The following is a 21,243-nucleotide window of genomic DNA, read 5'->3' as shown; positions in this document are numbered from 1 at the left end:
TATCCTATCAAAGCTACATTACTTCAAAAGATGCGATGTCGGTAATATTGTTTTTAGCTCAATTAAATCATCTATTACAAAATCAGCCTGAGCTAGTTCATCTTCTTGTGCAAAATCAAAGTTACATCCAATTGCAATTAACCCATTATCTTTAGCTGCATTTATATCAGATAGACGGTCGCCGACCACTGCTGCATTTGTGATGTCGTATTTTTTTATGATTTTTTTGACTAAATCACCTTTATCGAGCGTTTGGATTTGTTGAATGCTAAAGGTTTCTGTAACCCAACTATCCAAATGATAATAACTCACAATTGCTTGTAAATATTCCACTAATCCATTACTTGCTATGTAAATTGAATAATTATTTTCTTTTAAATAACTGAAAATTTCCTTTACATTTGGATATAAAGCCCCTTTTCCACTGCTTATGTTTTCAATTAACCTTTCTAGAAAATAGGCATCAGTTTGTTTTCTTACCTCATTTGAGTGATTAGGTAACAATGCTTCCCAAACTTTTGGTAAGGGTACACCCATTATTTGACGGTATTTATCAATAGGCGTACTTGCATCCCATAAATTTAGTGACCGTAAGTGGTTAAAAGTATCGTCAAGTGATAATTCCAATATTTTATCTGTTTGAAATAGAGTCCCATCCATATCAAAAATAAGTGACTTTAACAATGCATTCTCTCCCTCTTTACTACTGTTTGATAAACATATGTATCATTATACCAAAAAAATGAAAATTATCCTTGTTTATTCAAAGAGCAACAAAGTTTACGAAAACAGCCTTCTAAAAAGACCACAGACAGAATACACTCCGCTTTCCTGCGGGAGTATTCGTGTAGTCTGTCTGTTCAGCGTTCATCTAAAAACCAATGCATGAAATATCAACATTCTTTAGAAAACAGCCAAAATTTATTACACAGGAAAAGATTTTTTTAAGAAAATTAATTTTTTTAGAAAAGTTACTTCAATCATAAAAGAAATACTATAACAAATTTATAAATATAGCATGTACTGTAGTAAATTATCTAACAAATGTAATAAAATCAACATTAATTGGCTCCTCGTTATATATACGAAGGAGTTTGTTTATTTGTCCTCGGTGGTACTGTCCGTGAAGTGCAACGTGTGTAAGAATATCATGAATGGAAGTTGTAAATTCTTCTTGTTTACTATTTCTATAAGTAATCAACTGGTGGAGATCTGTTTGCGTTAGATTTGTAATGTAATAGCGATAATTATTAGTGTTTTCTTCCATCAATTTGGCACATTGGGCAATCGATAAATCGCTCCAGATCGGAGTATTTGTCCTATCATTTTTTTGTAAGCGATTGTACCAAACCTTTTCAGCTAATAATAGATGAGAATATATTCGTAGTGCCTCCAAAGGGATATTATCTAATGCTATTAAAGCACTAAGCATACTTTGATTCGCCCAATACAGATGGTCAAACATTAATTCTATAGTCTTCATAAACTTCAATCCTCCTTTCGTGTGCGATGGATAAAAGGAAAACATTGTTGTATTTATTTTAAGCATATTTCCTTTAGATTGCATGCTATTTTTGAAATATTTCGTGTTTTGGAATTTTGTGTTTTCCTTGCAAACCATTGGCAATTAATGCCATCATAAAGAGAAGGCTAAATTACCACAGCAATTTTCAAAACAATAAAATAGAATGAGATTTATAGTAAATACAGGAGGTTATACTTATGAAACTTTCAGGTAAGAAAGTAATTCAATTAGTCAGTAATGATTTCGAGGATTTAGAATTATGGTACCCAGTGCTTCGGCTAAGAGAAGAAGGAGCATCTGTTGCTATTGTCGGGGAAAATGCGGGAGAAAAATATATAGGAAAATATGGTGTTCCCATTACTTCTGATTATGCTTTTGCAGATATTGATCCAAATGATTATGATGCAATTTTAGTACCTGGTGGGTGGTCACCTGATTTATTGAGGAGATTTACGGAAGTAAAAGAAATGGTTCGTTCCATGGATGAAAGGCAGAAACCAATCGGGCAAATATGTCATGCCGGATGGGTGCTAATATCTGCAAATATTTTGCAAGGCAGAACAGTGACAAGCACACCGGGGATTAAGGACGATATGACAAATGCAGGGGCAACATGGGTTGATGAGCCAGCAGTTGTAGATGGCCACATTATTTCTGCAAGAAGACCACCAGATTTACCGGATTATATGCGGGAGTTTATAGCTGTTTTAGCAAAGTAGTTTTTTGAATTGAGGCTGGGACAAAAGTATTTTTATGTAAGAGAATCCGAACAAAGTTAAGTAGGTAAATTCGCTCCGGAAATATACTTCGCTTTCCGCGGGCATTGCCTTATCCTCCTCCGCTACGCTTCGTGCGGGGTCTTCGGCTCATGCTTTTCCCGCAGGAGTCTACGTATATTTCCTCCGCTATCCGAATTATTGTTCGTCTTACATTTAAACATCAATTGTTATGTCCCAGCCTCTTTTTTGTAATAATTTTTTATTGTATTCACCAAACTAAAAGCAGAGTATTGCATGGAAAAATAGCAATATCAACTCCGTGCTATCAAGAGAAGGTTTGGTGAATGCATGAAAATATTTTTTTTATTCATTAGCATTATTTTTTTCTTTTTTTCCTACCTACAGAATGAAATAAATATTTTTAAAACAAACGAAGCAATTTTGCATAAGTCACAACCTGTGTACGCATCTATGCAAGCTGCACCAATAACGAATCAAGCACAAAATGAACAAAATTCGAATGATGAGCAAATCCGGGTAACCATTTTTTATAAAAATTTGCAAGTTCTCCAAACGGAAATAAAACAGCTTCATGGAACAATCATCAATAACAATAATCAGCTGCAAATGTTAGTTGCTGTAATGCCAAGAGAAAATTTATCTATGCTTCTGACTAGTTCTGAAATTACCTATATCGAACGAGATAAAGAAATAACTATTGAGCCTGCACAAGTTATTACTTGGGATCGGGAAAGAGTGAAGCTTAGAGAATCAATCCAAAGCAATTTTACCGGAAAAGGTATTAAGGTAGCTGTCATTGATACCGGAATTGCTTTACATGATGATTTACAAGTAGCAGGAGGGATATCATTCGTTGATTATACAACAAGCTATTATGATGATAATGGGCATGGAACGCATGTAGCAGGGATAATTGCAGCGAAAAACAACAATATAGGGGTAGTTGGAATTGCTCCAGATGTCCAATTGTATTCCGTAAAGGTATTGGACTTTGATGGGAGCGGATATATATCGGATTTAGTCGAAGCAATTCAATGGTCGATCGAGAATGATATGGATATCCTAAATATCAGCTCTGGATCGCTTGTAAACTCGCAAATACTGGAACGAATGATCAATGCAGCGTATGAAAACGGACTGTTAATTGTAGCGGCTGCTGGTAATGATGGGACAGAGGATACAAAAATCGATACAATTAATTATCCAGGAAAATTCGATTCTACAATCGCGGTTGGTGCGCTAGATGAAAATAATCAGCGGGCAATTTTTTCTTCAACTGGCTCTGCATTAGAAATTAGTGCTCCAGGAGAGAATATCGTTAGTACATACTTAAATAATGGTTATATTTCCATGAGTGGAACAAGCATGGCTACACCGGTTGTCAGTGGAATCGTTGCGTTATTAAAAGAGGCAAATCCAAATTTAACCAATATACAATTACGTTCCTTGCTACAAAAAGGAAGTATTGATTTAGGTATGCAAGGCAGAGATTCTTTGTTCGGATATGGTCTAGCTCAAGCACCGTATTATTTTCCCGATATTTATAGTCATTGGGCAAAAACGGATATAATCGCAATTTATAAAAAAGGTTGGTTAGTAGGAAAATCTGCATCCAGTTTTGCACCAGAGGATGTACTAACAAGGGCACAAGCGGCTGTTATTTTATCAAGAATTTTAGGCTTACAACCAACAGGCTCGAATACGTACAAAGATGTTCGCAATAATTATTGGGCGATATCCGATATTATTGCTGTAACGGAAAATCAATATATGGTTGGTATAGAGGATGGGAAGTTTGGTCCGGAGCAAGTGTTAACGAGAGAACAGTTTGCGGCAATTTTGGATCGCGTTTTTATTCGGAAAAATATTGTAACAGAAGGGGAAACCTATCCAATTCCCTTTATTGATGTAGATCCGAACGGATGGTCAGCGAATGCCGTTGCTAGAATTGCAAATCTGGGGGTTATTCGTGGTACAAGTAGTACCAAATTTTCACCGCAAATGAAAATGACAAGAGCACAAATCGCAGCAATGTTAAATCGGAGTGCTAATTATTTCGAATAGAGGTCTGTAATGGGTATGTATTCAATGCGAATGACATACCTTTTTTGGTTACAAGAGAATAATTGTAAACGAAATATGGACAACAAAATCGAACATCATGTATGATAGATATAAAAATACTGAATTTTCACTTTCATTATAGGGAGTGGTGCTTATGATCGACATTTTTTTCTTTCTTTTTGTCATCCTTATGCTCATTAATAATTTTTTTAAAAATCGTTCAAGACTAAAGGAAGTAACGAAATGGCAGCTTCTGGGAGTTTCCATTACATATATTGTTCCCGTATTTATTGCATTCATATGTATATACTTTGGAATCAATTGGTTAGCAGATTTTATTGCAAATCCAATCGTGAAATATATTGTACAATTTATCATTGTATATTTTGTGCTATATGCGACAAGTACACTGATGCGGAAAATTTTGTACACAATAACGGATGGGAAGATGCCGAGAAATATATGATTAAAAATTGAATAACCATCGCTGTTCCCGATTACTGAAGAATTATTCAACTTTGCATACAAAATAAACGCAATGAACGATATCGTGCATAGATCTTTTCTTTTGTTGATTATATTCGTATTGATTATGTAGAACTTCATTTTAATCTGCGAAAGATTTAACGAAATTTATTAGTTGATTATAATAACGTTATGTTAACTTTAATTTTTATATCAGAAGGTGAAGCGTTATGGAGAAATCTTCCATCATTATACGAGAGGCGACAATTGTGGATGCCGAACAAATCCTTACCCATACAAGAACAGTATTAGAAGAAAATCCGCAATTTATGGCTACTACATTAGAAGAATTTACTACTAATGCAGCAGAAGAGCGAAGATGGATTGCAATGCATCAACATACGGGGCTTTTGCTAGTTGCCGAACTGGATCAGCAAGTCATTGGTATATTAAGTTTTCAACGCTCCTCACGAATTCGCTACAAGCATCAAGGAATATTTGGGATTAGTATTCAAGAAAAATATACGAATGGTGGGGTAGGTAGTTCTTTACTCACAAAGCTTTTCCAATGGGCAGCGGAAAATCCAAGCTTAGAAAAAATTTCGCTTGAAGTATTTTCTAATAATAATCGAGCAATTCATTTATATAAAAAATTTGGATTTATTGAAGAAGGCAGGAAAATAAAACACGCAAAACTTGGGCCAAATCAATATGTGGATGTTATCACGATGGGTAAATTTTTTGAAGGTAAAGTTTTTTAGAAAGCTGGAGTTGCTGTTTTACGTTGTAAGTTCTCAATATTTTGCTGCACAAGTAATATCATTCAAGGAAGTAAAAAAAATAAAACACGCAACAAAAGGATACATTCCTTTTTGTTGCGTGTTCAGTTTTCCCATTAAATTACTCAAGTTCTTTCAATTGAAATTTTATCAGCATAATAAATCAATAACTTATAAAATAAATACGTTAAGGAAAGTACGACTAAATATAGTGGTAAAGAATAGGTTAATTTCCAGCCGGTGAAATTAAACACATGTAGTTTTTCTAAAAGAAAGTCCATACTATATCCAAATATACACCAAATGAGGATATAAAAAGCTACCCAAATACCTTTTAAGTCCCAATAGTTTAAAAAATAAACAAATAAATAACCAAAAGCAGGATAGACCCCATATAAAATCACATCGAAAATTTCGTATTCCCGCATATCGTTTAGATTATATAAATTAATTGACTTTGCTGCAATTGAATGATCGAGTAATGTTGGAAAGGAGATGCTAAGTAAAACGATTAGCGAAATTATTTCTTTTGGTAAACGTCTCGGTAAAAATTTGAATAGAAGTATATTTAAAACAACCCCGATAATAACCGTCCATTCATTTTCATCAAATTTTTCTGGTAAGTACAGGATCATCGTTTTCCCTCGTTAGACTTTTTTTTCTAAACCAAATCCACAATAGTAACGTAATGAATACTGTCAATCCCCATTGGATAATTGAATCTGTAATGTGATAATCTTTGTTCTCTAATCCAGCTAAGGATATAAATTGATTTTCAAGCAAAGATAATAGAAAGATACATATGATGATTAGCAGTGATTGACGAACATAATTTTTAACTCTTACACACAAATCAAAAAAAATCGTAATGATTAAAGGATAGAGCAATACTCTTTGGAAAAAATGATTCAAAAACTTTTGGAAGTCATTAGGCATACTTATAAGTTTGAGATTTACCAATAAAATGGAAGATAGCGAGTTTGTAATAATCCACACTATCATCCATATAAATAATATTTCAAAGATGTGAAGCTTCTTCTTGTAGCTGCAAAAGAAAATGAAAAGTAACAACACGGCAAAAAGGAACCAAGAAAGGAACAATACTATCACCCTTGTGCAATCGAATAGAGTTATTATAGGTAAAATGGTCATTTTCTATTCCTTGTTCACGGCATTCCATCACAATTTTTAAAGTTTTTTAATTGGAGAATAATTTCCAGTGAAAAATAGAACGCTAATCATGTGTTATTAGCTATATAAACAATCTTATTTTCTGTAAGAAGTGATATAAGTGTTTCAATAATAAACTTTTACATCATTATCCATTTTATCGAATAAGAAGAGGGTATTTATGATTGGACTAATAATAGCGATGATTTTATTTAATATTATCGCATTTAAAACAAATAAAAGATTATCATGGAACCAAATTCTTCATATATGGATGTTCACGATTGCCTTTCAAATGAGTTTCGATATGATGATAGAATTTAAATATTTTGCCTATTGGTATTTTGGGAAAAAAATTGAATGGCAAGGTTTCTTGCCACATTTTTTCATCGTACCCCCAGTAAATATATTGTTTTTAAATTTATATCCTTTTGAAAAAAGTTTTTTAAGGAAATGTTTAAATATTATTATTTGGGATGTAGTACTTGTTATTTATGAAGCTATTACGATACTTCCTAAACCATGGGGATATTTTCATTATGGTTGGTGGAAGCTTTGGCATGCAGCAGTTCTTGACCCAATACTATTAATTATTTTATTGCTCTATTATCGATTAGTCCTTTATGTAGAAGCGAAGGCGATAAATCATAAGTCAAATATGTGAAATACTATCAAATGATGTATACCGGATTATTAGGAGGGAAACAATGCCACGAAAGGTTACTCCAATAAATGAAACAGTAGATAACGAAGCAACAGCGGAAATAAAGGAAAAATCTGAGGTAGAAAATCTATCGCGGATGTTAGCGGAGGTTTTAAAATATTTATCAGACGATGAGGTAGAAGTGATTGATATTGAATACTTGCTCAATCATACGGAAGGTTTAAAGGAATGGTGGGAGCAGTATCGTGAAAATAACCGGAAGGAAATGGAAGAGGAAATAAAAAAATCGTTAAGTAAATTAAGTTTGCCTGTACTAGAAAAACTAATGGAGCAAATAAAAGATAACCAGGCGTAAAATGAATACATTCCATTATCCTATGGAATGCTTTTTTTATAAAATGGCAGGTTTTCTCTTGGTGTGTAGCGAATATAACGAGAGCGAGAAAAAAGAAAAACTACGAAAAAACGACAGAACAGGGGATACAGGATATGAACAATTTAACAAAAATGCAGATTGAGAAGTCTGCAAACGAAGTATTTGAAGCGTTTGTGGATCCAGTAAAAATCGGTAACTTTTGGTTTTCTTCAAGCTCAGAGCGCTGGGAACGTGGAAAAACGATTACATTACGTTATGAAGAATATCATGCACAAGTCAATATCTTTATTGATGATCTAGAGCTAAATAAAAAAATAGTGTTTACCGGTGGAGATGGACATATGGTGACCATCACATTAACGGCTGTAAATCCAGCTCGAACAATTATAGAAGTATTCGAAACCGGATTTGAAGAAACTGCTCCAGATTTTATTCATCAAATAATCGATAACAAAGAAGGCTGGGTTTATACATTAACATGCTTAAAGGCGTATTTAGAATACGGTGTAAATACGTTAAGAGGGGCATTAGTAAAATAATCAAAGGTAGGGTTATCAATCATTGGATTTGGCAATTCGAATTCATAATCATTTGATACATGCTTTTCCTTGGGGTAGAATCAGACGTATGAATTAAATAATAGAAGAGTACGAAGCAAGGAAGAGGTAAAATGAAAAAAATACAGCATACAGCAAAATTATTTCAAGAATACATTACAAGCTTTCGCTGTCCGCATTGCCAGCAAGCACTTCAGGTATATGAGGAGAAAAGCTTAAAATGTCCAAATAACCATACATTCGATTTTACGAAACATGGATATGTCAATTTAATGACACATCCTGCAGCTAGCCAATACACGAAGGAATTATTTCATGCCCGTCATAAAATTATAATGGAAACGGATTTGTACTCCTTTTTACATAAAGAAATCGCAAAAGTGATTAAAGAGCATTTGGCTGAAAATTATTCACGCTTCATGATAGTCGATTTAGGCTGTGGGGAAGGCTCCCATTTAAAAAAAATTACTGATTCTTTAAATTCGTTATCAATTGGTGCAGTTGGCTTGGATATTGCAAAAGAAGGAATTGTAATGGCAGGCAAAAATTTCGAAAAGCTACTATGGGTTGTTGGGGATTTAGCAAATTCTCCATTGGCAGATCATGCTTACCAAGTTGTATTAAATATTTTATCACCAGCGAATTATCAAGAATTTCAACGAATGTTAGCACCAGGTGGAATTGTAATAAAAGTGGTGCCAAGAGCAAATTATTTAAAAGAGCTAAGGGAAACACTATATGCGGACGAAGAAAAGAAAACTTATTCCAATGATAAAATTGTTTCGCTATTTAGCCAGCATTTCAAGCTCCTTGATACGGTAACACTTCAATATAAAAAGGAATTACAAAAAGAGGAGATAGAAAGTTTAGCGAAAATGACACCACTGGCATGGGATTCGGAAGATGAGAAACTATCTTCATTTTTAAATCGTAAAAGCCAAGTTATTACAGTGGATTTGGATATTTTAATAGGGATAAAAAAATAGAAATACGATATAAAAAAAGAGGAAATCTTTTCATTGATTTGTTAATCAATGAAAAGAATTTTTTTTTGAAATCACCGATAAGACGATTATGATTGATAGGAAATTCGTTTGATTGGAATTGTAATATTTTTCCCGTATAATAAATAATGTTTACTTTATTACAATAAAGGAGGAAATTAATAAATGATAAACACACGCGAAGCTTCCTATCCAATCGATACTGTATATTTACAAAGGTGGTCTCCTCGTTCGTTTTTAAACAAACCAATTCCTGAAGAAACATTATTTAGTCTATTTGAAGCTGCACGATGGGCTCCATCTGCATTTAATAATCAACCATGGCGTTTTATTTTGGCACGCACAGAGGAAGACCGAGAGAAATTTTATTCCTTTATTTCAGAATTTAATTTAAACTGGTGCAAAAATGCTCCTGTATTGTCATTAATTATTTCCGAAACGGAAAATGAAAGAGGCTTTAATAAAACACATGCCTTTGACACTGGTGCTGCATGGGGATATTTGTCCTTAGAGGCAACGAAAAAAGGATTAGTTACACATCCAATGACAGGATTTAATTTCGAAAAAGCACGAAGTGTATTAAATATCCCAGAAAAATTTGCTATTAATGCATTAGTTGCTATTGGCTACCAAGGGGAAAAGAATAGTTTACCAGAGGTATTACAGGAACGAGAAAATCCAAGTCCAAGAAGGGGGATAAAAGCTTCTTTATTTGAAGGTAGTTTTGGGATGGAAATGAACGAAACTACTGGATCCTTCATGAAATAACGAGGAAATACGACACTCCTATTGCTATTTTTCAATTGGGGTGTTTTTTTTGAATCTATTTCAATGAATTGCCTAGAATTAATGTTGAAAATGTTGTATTCAGTCGTTGGACTAGTTGTATAGCACGTCCGGATATTAGCTTTTTAATTATAGTATGCAACATGCTTTATATACGATATAAAACAATTTTTTTAATAGGACTGATTTGCGTGAATGGGGAAAATGTTCCGTATTGAAGCTAATTTTGGGAAAAATATGAGTTTGTTTCGACCTATTTACAGATTTGTTTTTCTAGGATAATATCTTTCTATATGTAAGTTTTTCTCCTTGTATTTTTCGGTTGGAATTCGGATATTTCCTTTTTCCAAAAGTAGTTTAAAAGGAAATTAGTTTGCATGCCTACCGTAAAGAAGGTACGAGGAGCAGTTATAGTAAACAAAAATGAATGAAGCGGATTATGTGAAGGAGACACCTATTGTGTCTTTTTTTGATAAACGAAAATTATTTTTCTTTACAGATAATTGTTTTCGATTGCCTATACAGATTCATACAACAACTAGAATAGAAGGTGAGGAAATAAATGAAAAAAATCAAGTTAAGTTTAGCTGTTCAAATATTTATTGGATTAATCATTGGAATCATTGTTGGTGCTATTTTTTATGGTAGTGAAACAGCACAAGCATATTTGCAACCATTAGGTGATATTTTCCTACGATTAATTAAAATGATTGTAGTACCAATTGTCTTTTCTAGTATTATTGTAGCAATTGCTGGGGTTGGTGACTTAAAATCAGTAGGTAAATTAGGTGGGAAATCAATATTATATTTTGTAGTCGTCACGATGATTGCGATTGCAATCGGATTAATATCTGCTAATATTTTCCAACCTGGTGCGGGGTTAAATTTACAGGAGATGAAACAAACCGATATCTCTACCTATGTAGATACGACGGAATCACAAGAGAGTAAGTCTCTGATTGATACAATTGTGCACATCGTGCCAACCAATCCGTTCCAAGCCTTAATTTCTGGTGATATGTTAGCGATAATTTTCTTCTCCGTTATGTTTGGTGTAGGGATTGCAGCAATTGGTGAAAAAGGGAAACCTGTACTGCATTTCTTCCAAGGTATGGCCGATGCTATGTTCTATGTTACCAATCAAGTAATGAAATTTGCTCCAATTGGTGTATTTGCATTAATCGGTGTCACAATTTCGAAGTTTGGTATAGAATCCTTGATTCCATTAGGGAAATTAGTAATTACAGTATATGGAACGATGATCTTTTTTGTTTTAGTAATTTTAGGATTAATCGCAAAAATTGTAGGATTTAGCATTATTAAGTTAATTAAAATGTTAAAAGAAGAATTAATATTAGCGTTCTCAACTGCAAGCTCAGAATCGGTACTTCCACGTATTATGAGTAAAATGGAACAAGCGGGATGTCCAAAGCACATAGCTACGTTCGTTATCCCTACTGGCTATTCGTTTAATTTAGATGGCTCCACATTATATCAAGCATTAGCAGCATTATTTATTGCTCAAATGTATGGTATTGAGATGAGCATTGCTTCTCAAATTACATTAATGCTTGTATTAATGGTAACCTCGAAAGGGATTGCGGGTGTACCTGGTGTTTCCTTCGTTGTATTATTAGCTACATTAGGAACAGTTGGTATTCCGTTAGAAGGGTTAGCCTTTATTGCCGGAATTGACCGTATTTTAGACATGGGTCGTACAGCAGTTAACGTAGTAGGAAACGCATTGGCTGCCATTGTCATTTCCAAATGGGAAGGACAATTCCGTCCTACTGATACAACGGATGTACAGAAAGCTTCATAATAGCTTCTTTGATAAAAAAAATATCTCCTTTAAAATGGCATTATCTAGCAAGTTCCCCATCGGACAAGCTAGTAATGCCAATTTTTTTGGTGAAATAACGTACATGATGAATTTAGGAAAATAGACTAATAGCAGGAAGGGAAAATTTGAAAATAGGGAACTTTATACCTATTTATATACTGTGACATTTCTTTATAATTAATAATAAGAATTTTGGAAAATTTTCTTTAAAAATGACCTTTTATTTATCTATTCGATAGATATGAATATATACAGGAAAGATTGCTAGTCGTATGTAGAAGGGTAGCATTGTCTTTTCTTAAATTTACCATTCGTTTACGTAATTCTCCTGCCGATTGTTCACCCGTGAAAAAAAACAGGTAAAAAGAACTATTTGTTTTGAGTGGAGGGGATCTGATGAGCTTTTCTAGAGCATTAGACGATATTCAAGTAATTATATCTTATCAATACTCCGATGTTGATGATCAGCTAACAAGATTACGGCAAACAAAAGCAAAGTTATTCAAAGAGCTTGAGACAAGCAGAAAGGAAATTCAACAAATGCTCCAGCCAGAGTTAGCGGAACAATGGACCGGCAATCGGAGTAATGAATTTACTACATATCGTGAGGAAGCCTATCAAACCACTGTCCAAACAATACAATACGAGTTTCATCAATATTTAGAGCAAATCGATAGTGAAATATTACGATTAGAATCAAAACGAAATTTTTTAACCTATTTAAGCTCTTATTCAGTAGAAATGGAAGCCTTAGTCGCTAAAGATGTAGTTACAGCAGAAGTAGAAGAGAAGTTGAGCCAATTGAAAAGGTGGGTTTTTATTGGAACAAATTAAATTGGATTATTTTACGGTAAAAAAACATTTAGATTTAATGAATGAGCAAGTCAATCGGATTTCGTTTACGATGCCATTTGAAGGTGACATCGGAAGAAATAAGCTCGAATTTACAGATAAATGGATGGACCGGGAGGCAAAATTTTATTCCTTACTCGTCCAATACAAGGAAATTTTAAAGAAAAACTTGGAGGATACTTATGTTAGTATTGAGCTACTCAAGTCACAGGACGAGATTGCTCGTATGAATCATAAACAAACAGAGTTGAAAAATTTATAGACTAGAATTCAGTGACTAATGATATCGCGTGGTGCTAGAAAAATAAATTTGAAGCATTAAGAATGTGTGCTATCCAATCTAGAGTAGAAATATATAAAGAAAGGGCTATGGACATGGAGAACTTTCAAATTTTAGAAACGAATTCTTTACTATCCGCAATGGGCAGCCGTGCCCAACAATACAAGCAATTACAAGCGGAAATGTTTCATTTACGCAATACAATTCTAAGTTTTACCCAATTAGAAAACGAGCTACAGGGGAAAGGAGCGGATGCCATTAAACAATTTTACGTTGCAAATATTGATGTAGTAGATGCATGGCTACGCTTAATTGAAGAAAAAATAGCATTTTTTCAAGGTATAGAAGCTTCTCTCCAACAACTTAATTTAAGTGAAAACACAATCGTACATGTGTCATTTTTAGAATCTGAATTAACTCAATCCTATCAACGGTCCAATGAAATAATCGATAACCAGAAGGTAGAATTACAACAAATTTTTCACGAAATTCATGACATTTTACCGTTAAAAATATACAATACAATCCCAATGGAAGATTTATTAGCTAAGGCAGATAAGGAAAGGGAGGATACAATAAGTGCAGTTATTTATCTAGATCAGCAGCTAACTTCTGAATACCAATCGATACAACGAACAGAAGACTATTTAATCAGCCTCTTTTCTTCCATAATTCAGGCCAGCACCTATGCTGGTTCTAGTAACCCCATTCATTTTGATGAAAAAATTTATAAAAATAGTGATAGCTATCAATTTCAGGAACAGATGCGAGACCAGCACCAGGAGTATATGGAATATAAGACAGAGCAACAAGTATCGAAAAATGAAAACCAACTACATATTTATCCAAATGATGATGATTTTCAATTACGAAATGACTAGGTTGCTGCAAAAGCAATCTTTTTTGTTGTTTTTATCATTTTTATCCAACTATGTAAATAAGAAATTCAGGATGTCATCCACTATATATGTTAAATATTATTAAAGCACCAAAAAATGTAGTACAATAGGATATACGGGTAAACCTCCCTTTCAGTGTTATTGTCTCCAATGGTGAAGGCAATATTTATTAACCGAGCGGCTGACTCAATCCCATCAAAGGAGAAAAGCAAACATGCGCGCAAGAAATGAAAACGAAGAATTACTATTACAAGCAGTGAAAACACAATATGCGATATTAAAATTATTAGATTCTACTTTGCTTGATACGTATCGCTTTGAAAAAGGTTTACCAGAGAATCAGCAAAATAGTGAAGTGATCAATCTATCGTATAATGTACGTAGCATCATTGCGAAAAAGCCGAAATTAAAAGAGATATACAAAAAAATAGAAGCAGAATATGGAATCAGCTTATCGGATAACTAATAAAATAATTTGTCGGAGTTTATATTAACTTCAGAAAATACAATATATATTTAGGAGAAATAATGGGAGAGAATATTCGCGGTTTAATCCATCATATCGAAATAAATGTATCTGATATTAATAAATCAACAGCGTTTTGGGGATGGCTACTTGAGGAGCTAGGATATATCCTTTTTCAACAATGGGAGAAAGGGAGAAGCTGGAAATTAGCAGATTCCTATATTGTTTTTGTAGAAACAGAAGCACGCTATTTGGATGTTCCGTACCATAGGCGCCGTACAGGACTTAATCATTTGGCATTTTACGCAAGCTCTCGAGAACATGTCGATCAACTGACGGCGCAATTAAAAGAAAAAAGGATTCCAATTCTCTATGCCGATAACCATCCATTCGCTGGTGGGAAACATCATTATGCAGTGTTTTTTGAGGATCCTGATAGAATAAAAGTCGAGCTAGTAGCTCCAAATGAGTAAATTTTAGTAATTTAAATAGAAATAGAGGATGATATTATTGGCAAATACACATACGTTTTCAAAGGGCGAGGAAATAGCAAACGCCATTACCCATGGTATTGGTGCAATGTTAAGTCTTGCAGGCTTAGTAATTTTAATTGTTTATGCATCCCTTTACGGATCGGCATGGCATGTCGTAAGTTTCACTATTTTTGGCTCCACAATGTTTATTTTATACATGGCTTCCACTCTCGTTCATGCACTCCCACATGGCAAGGCAAAGGATTTATTTGAAATCTTCGACCATTCGTCAATCTATTTATTTATCGCTGGCACCTATACACCAATAACGTTCTTTTTAATTAAAGGGGCATTAGGCTGGACATTGTTTGGTATTGTTTGGGGACTGGCAATAGGTGGAATTGTTTTTAAATCCTTTTTTGTAAAAAAATATATTTTTACCTCCACAATACTTTATGTCGTAATGGGGTGGATGGTCTGTATAGGCTGGAGTCAAATTATTGATAATTTAAGTATTAACGGTATTGTTCTCCTCGTATTAGGGGGTATATTTTATACTATTGGTGCAGTATTTTATGTGTGGCGTGGCTTTAAATACCACCATATGATTTGGCATCTATTCGTTATCGCCGGTACTACCGCTCACTTTTTCTGCATTTTATTTTATGTGTTGCCCTAAAATAAATAGTTTCCTTTTAAGCTGCTTAAGAATTTTTTATAAGCAGCTTTTTATTTTGCTGTAAAAGCTAGAATATGTATAAAATTAAAAGAGAAATAATAAATTAATTATATGATTCGCAAGATACGGAATATTATAGAAGAAAATACTATCCATTAAGGGATGTGAAATGGTGATACTTATACCAGTTATCATTGTCATTTGTGGTCTATTATCCGGAATACTGTTATTTCGTAGAAAGACAATCCCAGTAATTTATGAAAGTAGAAAACAACGTTCCGGGAAAATATCTGTCATTATTCCTGCTAGAAATGAAGAAAAAAATCTTCCTATTTTATTAGAATCTTTGAAAAGGCAACTATTACAGCCAGATGAAATTATTGTTGTCGATGATCACTCCATCGATAGAACAAAAGAAATTGCAGAAAGCTATGGCGTAATTGTACTGCAGGCTACTGATCTTCCAGAAGGATGGACAGGAAAAAATTGGGCAATCTGGAATGGATATCAACAATCAACTGGAGACGTTCTCATTTTCCTTGATGCAGATATTCATTTAGAAAAGGAAGCATTGTTATCGTTAATAAACGAACAAATACTTCAAGGTGGAGTAATTTCGATTGTTCCATACCACCAAATGAAAAAGCTTTATGAAAAGCTTGCGATGATTTTTAATCTATTAGGCGCCTTCGTATTTATCTCTCGGTTTGAACAATATAATAAAAGAAAAGGTTTATATGGACCATGTATTATTACGACTAGAGAAGATTATGAAACCATTGGGGGACATGAAAGCATCAAAGCAGAAATGCTCGATGACTTAAATTTAGGAGTAGTTTTCCAAAAAGCGGGTATTCGTGTATCCAATTATTTAGGAGTAAAATTAATATCCTTTCGTATGTATCCTAATGGCTTAAAAAGTCAATGGGAAGGATTTTCAAAAGGTGCGGTTCAAGGTACATCTGTCGTAAGCAAATTAACATTAATTCCAATCATTTTCTGGTTTCTCGGCATTATTTTATCTACATCGTTTTTCCTCTTTATTCATACAACTTGGTTTCTACCTCTCGTTATTGGATATGTATTATATGTTATCCAAATTTATTTTATTAATCAATCCATTGGTAATTTCGGAATCATCCTTCCGTTTTTCCCGATTATATCAATGGTTTATTTCCTGCTAGCCTATTTGTATTCCGCATATCAATCAATTGTTCGGAAAAAGGTTATTTGGAAAGGACGATATGTAAGCGTAGGGAGGAGTAAACGATGATAATCCTGCTTACGGTTCTTTGTTTCTTTTGTGGTTCCCTTATGTTCTCTTATTGGGTTGGGCTAATGATTCATAAAAATATTCGCACAATCGGTGATGGTAATCCAGGGGCAGCAAATCTTTGGAAATCTGCTGGCTATAAATTTGGATTACTAGGGGTAGTACTTGATTTCCTTAAAGGATATATACCACTTTTCTTTATATTATCTGCTACAAATTTAACGAATTACCAGCTTATCCCATTGGCGCTAGCTCCAATCTTTGGACATGCGTTTTCCCCATTTTTAAAATGTAACGGAGGGAAAAGTCTTGCAGTGAGCTTTGGTGTATGGAGTGCATTAACCGATTGGCGGGGAGCTCTTGCCTATGCAATAATCCTCGCATTACTATCGCTTCTTCTTCAATTAATGAAAAGAAGAAAAAGCTTAACAAGTGAAGAGGACGGAAGAAATACTGTAATTGGTATGCTTTTACTCGTTCTGTTTTTCATTTATGGCAATTATCCTAATTTTATTTTCTGGATTTGGTTCGGTAATTTACTAATTCTTATTTATAAAAATAAGCAATCGCTATTTGCAAGTACTTCACAAAACAGTTAGAAAAGAATGTTCAACGGATAAACAATATTTGCAAGCATGAATAGTGTTAGATCGAATGGGAATTTGATCTAGATGATGGAAGCAATACGACAGAAAAAATAGGGGATATGTTGTGCAACATCCTGCCTTTCCCATACGTCTAATGGTAAAGGAATTAGATTTTCAAAAGGAAGGGAAGTATGCGAAGATGTATTTTATCGTTTGTTTTCTATTCGGGTTGGCTCTTCCGTTTCTATTTTTTAAAGTAGTTCCAAGAAGGGTAAAATGGATTCCGGCTTTACTTTTTGGAATTTGTACAGTTGTTGCTTTAGTAAAAGCATGGCTTTTTCCAGGGGTTGGAATGAAAGGATTAGCAGATATCGTATATGTACTAATATTTGGGGTTTTGTCACTCGGCTCCATAACAGGGGGTTTCATAATTATTCTCCTAAAAAAAGACTTCATTCATATATAGAAAATTAGTAATATACATCTTCTATTAGCAATATAGGGGATGTATTTTTCTTGAGTTGTATATATATTGGATGAAAAACTTATTCATAAAAACAACTATTTTCCCTTTAGATTAAGTAGCCCGTGATAATTTCATTTGAAAAACATTGCCAGTTAAGAATTTAAATCGTAATATATCTATACATAAAAACGAAAAAACGTTTGGCTAAAAAATCCAAACGTTTTTTCATTATGCACTTACACTTTTGGAACTTCCGACATTTCGCTTTAAAACCTTATTTAAAAATGAACCGTAAATGGAAGCAAGCGATTGCTGGAAAAGCATCCCAACTACTACCGGTAATACGACCGCAGAAGGGAAATAAGCTATCGCCATTACTGCTCCTGCACTTATATTTCTCATTCCTCCAATAAAGACAGAAGCAATTGTCGTTCCTTCATCAAACTTCAAGCCCTTTGCTAACAAATATGCAAAGAAATATCCACTGCATGCGATAAAGAAGACAATTACAATAATGAATAAAAGTTTCCCGTTAAAATGCTTAAAATACGGAGCAACCGTTGCACCATTTAGCATAACTACAATACCGAGACAAAGTTTCGATATCGGTGATAATCTTGGCTTCCACACCTTTGTTGCCTTTCCCTTTGTTACTTGATTTAGAAGCATTGCTACAATGGATGGGAGGACTATCATAAATACTAGTCCAATCATCATGTTGGCAACATCTAATTCTACTGTTTGCCCAACAAACATCGACAAACTAAAAGGGACAACAAAGGGAGAAAGCAAAGAATCAAGTAAAATAATCGCAAGTGTTAAAGCAGAATTCCCATGCTTCATCGATACCCAAATAAAGCTAGTGATACCGGTAGGAATGACCATTCCAAGAATAATACCAGTGATCGTTAATCCATCCCCAAAAAAGGCAAGGTGTCCAACACCCCACGCCCATAAGGGCATAATAAAATGAAGAAAGATTAATAAAGTAAATACTGGAAATGGATGGAGTACTGCCCCTTTCATCGCTTGAAAGTTCATCGTTAAACTTCCTTCAAATGTCATAAACGCGAATAGCCAGGGTACTAAAGAGGAAAGATCCTCTAAATAAACAGAAAAAATAATACCTAATAGAACGCCAGTAGGGGTAATTAATGGCATCCACTTTTCTAACGTTCGGTTGATTTTTTGTAACATATTTATCCCTTCTTTATTTCACTATATAGCTATTATAAAATGAAAATAACAATTATCCAGAAAAATTTGCCAAAAGTACGTATTATGTTATAATTTACAAACACTTAAACTAGTGATAAAAACCATTCTATCTAAATATCAAAACGAGAAGGAGGAAAAAATGAGAAATAGAAGCTCTGTTATCCTTATTAAAGACAAGCAAATTGCGCTTATTAAACGAATAAGGGAGGGGAATGTATATTATGTTTTTCCAGGTGGCGGGATAGAAGTAGGAGAAACTCCAGAAGCGGCGGCAAAACGAGAGGCGTTAGAGGAACTTGGTTTAGATGTAACAATTGGCAAGAAGGTTGCTACCATGTCAAATCAAGGAAACCAATATTTTTTCTTGGCTGAAATTACTGGTGGAACATTTGGAACCGGACGTGGAGAGGAATTTACTGATGAAAGACGTGAGCGAGGAATGTACATTCCGCAATGGGTACACAAAGACCAATTGTTATTCATTGACTTGAAGCCAGAGGAAATGGTAGCAGTAATAAATGAACTATTGAAATAACCGTGGAAAACTAATGCAGTTATTTAGTTTACACAAAATAAACAGGAGAAAAATTTCCCATAAAAATATTGACAGCAAATAGGGAGAAGGATTATATTATTTTTGTACTAGTAAATGAAAACAATTTATTGAATACTGGAAATTATATACGGGGCCTTAGCTCAGCTGGGAGAGCGCCTGCTTTGCACGCAGGAGGTCAGCGGTTCGATCCCGCTAGGCTCCATTAAAAAAGTAAGGAAGGGATATTTACCTTCCTTACTTTTTTTGTACCCATCTTTAAGAAGTTCATATGGGGAACTTGATAGTTTATAAAATCAAGGTTAGAAACTATTCCCCGATTCCAATATCTTCCCGCCGATTTTTTTGTATCGAATAAAATAACATTCCGATTAACAGAACCGTTTGCACGACAATGATGATTGCATCCCAGAAATATGCTGTACTTGAAGGATGAAATAGATTAGTAAAGGTCCTTGAATACATAAAAATTGCTTGTGGTATGAAATACAATCCAAACAATGCAATAGTGAGGATGAACCCAAATACATAAAAGCCACTATACATATGAACAAACTTCCGTTCCTCAGTAAAGGTAGTCGTTGATTTATCCGCTTTTATAAACGGAAGCCATTTCCGTAATAACTGTTTGCTATTTTCCATTAAATTATAGCTGCCGGTTATATTTTCAATGAAATAATAGATATCTGTTTTCATATAGAAACAGCATTGATATATGAGTTTCACGACAATATCAAAAATGATGATGTTAAGAATCCCGATAAACAATGTATTTCCTTCAGGTACAAATAGCTTTAAGCATAAAGCGATAAAAACAATGAGCTGTTCAAAGCAAATACCTGCAAAAAATAAAATGTTTCGCTCCTTTGATTGGAGCCTCCAGGCAGTAGTTAAATCCGTTTCGAAAACTACTAAAAATAGACGGTGGCCAATATTTAATTGTGCGGGTAAATGATACGAGCGAATGGCGAATACATGTCCAAATTCATGAATAAAAATAAGTAATAATGTAATGAGTGTAAAAGCAAGGACGTTAAACACCATAGAATCGAATAAAAAGATAGCTTTATAACTAGGGAATAGATGTGGATTCCGAATAATTAATAGGATATTGACAATAAATATAGCAATATATAGTTTATTCGTAATTTTGTTAAAAAAGAGGTGTCCGAGTTTAGCGGGAATCCATGTAAACCCATCTGATTTGCCATGTTTTTTTAAAACAGTCATTACTTCTCCATCAACTTCTGTTACTAACCCGAAATCGATTATTTGCTCTGCAAAGGATAATAAGTCAACATCTTCTTCTGGATAGCTCATTAGTAGGAAACGTTCAACTTCTCCTAAAGATTGACCCTCTTGTATCATTTCTATTGCATCGATACAAATTTTTGGCATTTCATAAAATTCACCAGATAGACTATCTTCCACGATATAATGCTTTTTCTCTTGACGGATGGAAAGAGGGGAAAGCTTCAGATGAGATTCTAATGTAATATTCATTATTGGATACACCACCATTTA

General features: G+C 34.0%; 24 protein-coding genes and 1 tRNA gene. 20 read left to right on the top strand and 5 right to left on the bottom strand.

Translation table 11 applies throughout. From position 1 onward, the window contains the following. Nucleotides 1-18: 18 nt before the first annotated feature. Both OEV98_RS14765 and OEV98_RS14760 read right to left on the bottom strand, forming a co-directional pair. Nucleotides 19-684: an HAD hydrolase-like protein gene (locus tag OEV98_RS14765; protein WP_263074125.1), complete on the bottom strand. Its 666-nt coding sequence runs from the start codon at nucleotides 682-684 to the stop codon at nucleotides 19-21. 349 nt (nucleotides 685-1,033) lie between these two features. After that, nucleotides 1,034-1,483, bottom strand: coding sequence for a DinB family protein (locus OEV98_RS14760; protein WP_263074124.1), 450 nt, complete (start codon nucleotides 1,481-1,483; stop codon nucleotides 1,034-1,036). 239 nt (nucleotides 1,484-1,722) lie between these two features. On the opposite strand from OEV98_RS14760, the gene OEV98_RS14755 reads away from it, so the two are divergent. The 4 genes from OEV98_RS14755 to OEV98_RS14740 all read left to right on the top strand — a co-directional run bounded on the left by OEV98_RS14755 (nucleotide 1,723) and on the right by OEV98_RS14740 (nucleotide 5,555). Next, nucleotides 1,723-2,244 carry a type 1 glutamine amidotransferase domain-containing protein gene (locus tag OEV98_RS14755; RefSeq protein ID WP_263074123.1) on the top strand — a complete coding sequence of 174 codons (522 nt, stop codon included), beginning with the start codon at nucleotides 1,723-1,725 and terminating at the stop codon, nucleotides 2,242-2,244. 348 nt (nucleotides 2,245-2,592) lie between these two features. After that, nucleotides 2,593-4,329: a S8 family peptidase gene (locus OEV98_RS14750; RefSeq protein ID WP_263074122.1), complete on the top strand. Its 1,737-nt coding sequence runs from the start codon at nucleotides 2,593-2,595 to the stop codon at nucleotides 4,327-4,329. Between the two features lie 154 nt (nucleotides 4,330-4,483). Continuing rightward, on the top strand, nucleotides 4,484-4,795 hold the full coding sequence (locus OEV98_RS14745; RefSeq protein WP_263074121.1) for a hypothetical protein: 312 nt from the start codon (nucleotides 4,484-4,486) through the stop codon (nucleotides 4,793-4,795). Nucleotides 4,796-5,024: 229 nt separating this feature from the next. Further along, a complete protein-coding gene (locus OEV98_RS14740) occupies nucleotides 5,025-5,555 on the top strand; it encodes a GNAT family N-acetyltransferase (protein WP_263074120.1) in 531 nt (176 codons plus the stop codon). A 143-nt stretch (nucleotides 5,556-5,698) separates the two neighbouring features. On the opposite strand, the gene OEV98_RS14735 is transcribed toward OEV98_RS14740, so the two are convergent. Further along, complete coding sequence (locus tag OEV98_RS14735) at nucleotides 5,699-6,208, bottom strand: hypothetical protein (RefSeq protein WP_263074119.1); 510 nt, start codon at nucleotides 6,206-6,208, stop codon at nucleotides 5,699-5,701. Between the two features lie 716 nt (nucleotides 6,209-6,924). Between OEV98_RS14735 and OEV98_RS14730 the strand changes: the two genes are divergently transcribed. From OEV98_RS14730 to OEV98_RS14665, 14 genes are all read left to right on the top strand, one after another. Further along, nucleotides 6,925-7,407 (top strand): CBM20 domain-containing protein, encoded by a 483-nt coding sequence (locus OEV98_RS14730; RefSeq protein WP_263074118.1) that lies wholly within the window; start codon nucleotides 6,925-6,927, stop codon nucleotides 7,405-7,407. A 43-nt stretch (nucleotides 7,408-7,450) separates the two neighbouring features. Next, the gene (locus OEV98_RS14725; RefSeq protein ID WP_263074117.1) at nucleotides 7,451-7,762 is read left to right on the top strand and encodes a DUF4304 domain-containing protein; all 312 of its coding nucleotides are present in this window, start codon (nucleotides 7,451-7,453) and stop codon (nucleotides 7,760-7,762) included. A gap of 134 nt (nucleotides 7,763-7,896) precedes the next feature. Further along, nucleotides 7,897-8,322, top strand: coding sequence for an SRPBCC domain-containing protein (locus OEV98_RS14720; RefSeq protein ID WP_263074116.1), 426 nt, complete (start codon nucleotides 7,897-7,899; stop codon nucleotides 8,320-8,322). Between the two features lie 131 nt (nucleotides 8,323-8,453). Continuing rightward, on the top strand, nucleotides 8,454-9,326 hold the full coding sequence (locus OEV98_RS14715) for a putative RNA methyltransferase (RefSeq protein ID WP_263074115.1): 873 nt from the start codon (nucleotides 8,454-8,456) through the stop codon (nucleotides 9,324-9,326). 183 nt (nucleotides 9,327-9,509) lie between these two features. Next, complete coding sequence (locus OEV98_RS14710) at nucleotides 9,510-10,112, top strand: nitroreductase family protein (protein WP_263074114.1); 603 nt, start codon at nucleotides 9,510-9,512, stop codon at nucleotides 10,110-10,112. A 580-nt stretch (nucleotides 10,113-10,692) separates the two neighbouring features. Further along, nucleotides 10,693-11,952, top strand: a complete 1,260-nt coding sequence (locus OEV98_RS14705; protein WP_263074113.1) for a cation:dicarboxylate symporter family transporter — start codon at nucleotides 10,693-10,695, stop codon at nucleotides 11,950-11,952. A gap of 417 nt (nucleotides 11,953-12,369) precedes the next feature. Further along, nucleotides 12,370-12,807 carry a DUF5082 domain-containing protein gene (locus tag OEV98_RS14700; protein WP_263074112.1) on the top strand — a complete coding sequence of 146 codons (438 nt, stop codon included), beginning with the start codon at nucleotides 12,370-12,372 and terminating at the stop codon, nucleotides 12,805-12,807. Then, nucleotides 12,794-13,087, top strand: coding sequence for a YwqI/YxiC family protein (locus OEV98_RS14695; protein WP_263074111.1), 294 nt, complete (start codon nucleotides 12,794-12,796; stop codon nucleotides 13,085-13,087). Before OEV98_RS14700 ends, OEV98_RS14695 begins: the two co-directional genes overlap by 14 nt. Nucleotides 13,088-13,200: 113 nt before the next feature. Then, nucleotides 13,201-13,986: an LXG domain-containing protein gene (locus OEV98_RS14690; RefSeq protein WP_263074110.1), complete on the top strand. Its 786-nt coding sequence runs from the start codon at nucleotides 13,201-13,203 to the stop codon at nucleotides 13,984-13,986. A 232-nt stretch (nucleotides 13,987-14,218) separates the two neighbouring features. Further along, complete coding sequence (locus OEV98_RS14685) at nucleotides 14,219-14,470, top strand: hypothetical protein (protein WP_263074109.1); 252 nt, start codon at nucleotides 14,219-14,221, stop codon at nucleotides 14,468-14,470. A gap of 62 nt (nucleotides 14,471-14,532) precedes the next feature. Further along, a complete protein-coding gene (locus OEV98_RS14680; protein WP_263074108.1) occupies nucleotides 14,533-14,943 on the top strand; it encodes a VOC family protein in 411 nt (136 codons plus the stop codon). 37 nt (nucleotides 14,944-14,980) lie between these two features. Continuing rightward, nucleotides 14,981-15,622, top strand: coding sequence for a PAQR family membrane homeostasis protein TrhA (gene trhA / locus OEV98_RS14675; RefSeq protein WP_263074107.1), 642 nt, complete (start codon nucleotides 14,981-14,983; stop codon nucleotides 15,620-15,622). Nucleotides 15,623-15,791: 169 nt separating this feature from the next. Then, nucleotides 15,792-16,895 carry a glycosyltransferase gene (locus tag OEV98_RS14670; protein ID WP_263074106.1) on the top strand — a complete coding sequence of 368 codons (1,104 nt, stop codon included), beginning with the start codon at nucleotides 15,792-15,794 and terminating at the stop codon, nucleotides 16,893-16,895. Further along, nucleotides 16,892-17,494 (top strand): glycerol-3-phosphate acyltransferase, encoded by a 603-nt coding sequence (locus tag OEV98_RS14665; protein ID WP_263074105.1) that lies wholly within the window; start codon nucleotides 16,892-16,894, stop codon nucleotides 17,492-17,494. The genes OEV98_RS14670 and OEV98_RS14665 overlap by 4 nt, the downstream gene beginning before the upstream one ends. 682 nt (nucleotides 17,495-18,176) lie before the next feature. On the opposite strand, the gene OEV98_RS14660 is transcribed toward OEV98_RS14665, so the two are convergent. Continuing rightward, complete coding sequence (locus OEV98_RS14660) at nucleotides 18,177-19,145, bottom strand: bile acid:sodium symporter family protein (RefSeq protein WP_263074104.1); 969 nt, start codon at nucleotides 19,143-19,145, stop codon at nucleotides 18,177-18,179. Between the two features lie 160 nt (nucleotides 19,146-19,305). On the opposite strand from OEV98_RS14660, the gene OEV98_RS14655 reads away from it, so the two are divergent. Both OEV98_RS14655 and OEV98_RS14650 read left to right on the top strand, forming a co-directional pair. After that, on the top strand, nucleotides 19,306-19,701 hold the full coding sequence (locus OEV98_RS14655; protein WP_263074103.1) for an NUDIX hydrolase: 396 nt from the start codon (nucleotides 19,306-19,308) through the stop codon (nucleotides 19,699-19,701). Nucleotides 19,702-19,851: 150 nt separating this feature from the next. After that, nucleotides 19,852-19,924 (top strand) — tRNA-Ala (locus OEV98_RS14650). Between the two features lie 104 nt (nucleotides 19,925-20,028). Here the strand turns inward: OEV98_RS14650 and OEV98_RS14645 are convergent. Then, entirely contained in the window at nucleotides 20,029-21,222 is a 1,194-nt protein-coding gene (locus tag OEV98_RS14645) for a peptidase (protein ID WP_263074102.1), read from the bottom strand. Nucleotides 21,223-21,243 lie beyond the last annotated feature (21 nt).

It is taken from the genome of Perspicuibacillus lycopersici (assembly GCF_025660475.1).
GTDB lineage: Bacteria > Bacillota > Bacilli > Bacillales > Caldibacillaceae > Perspicuibacillus > Perspicuibacillus lycopersici.
This window is presented reverse-complemented; position numbering and strand designations above follow the sequence as displayed.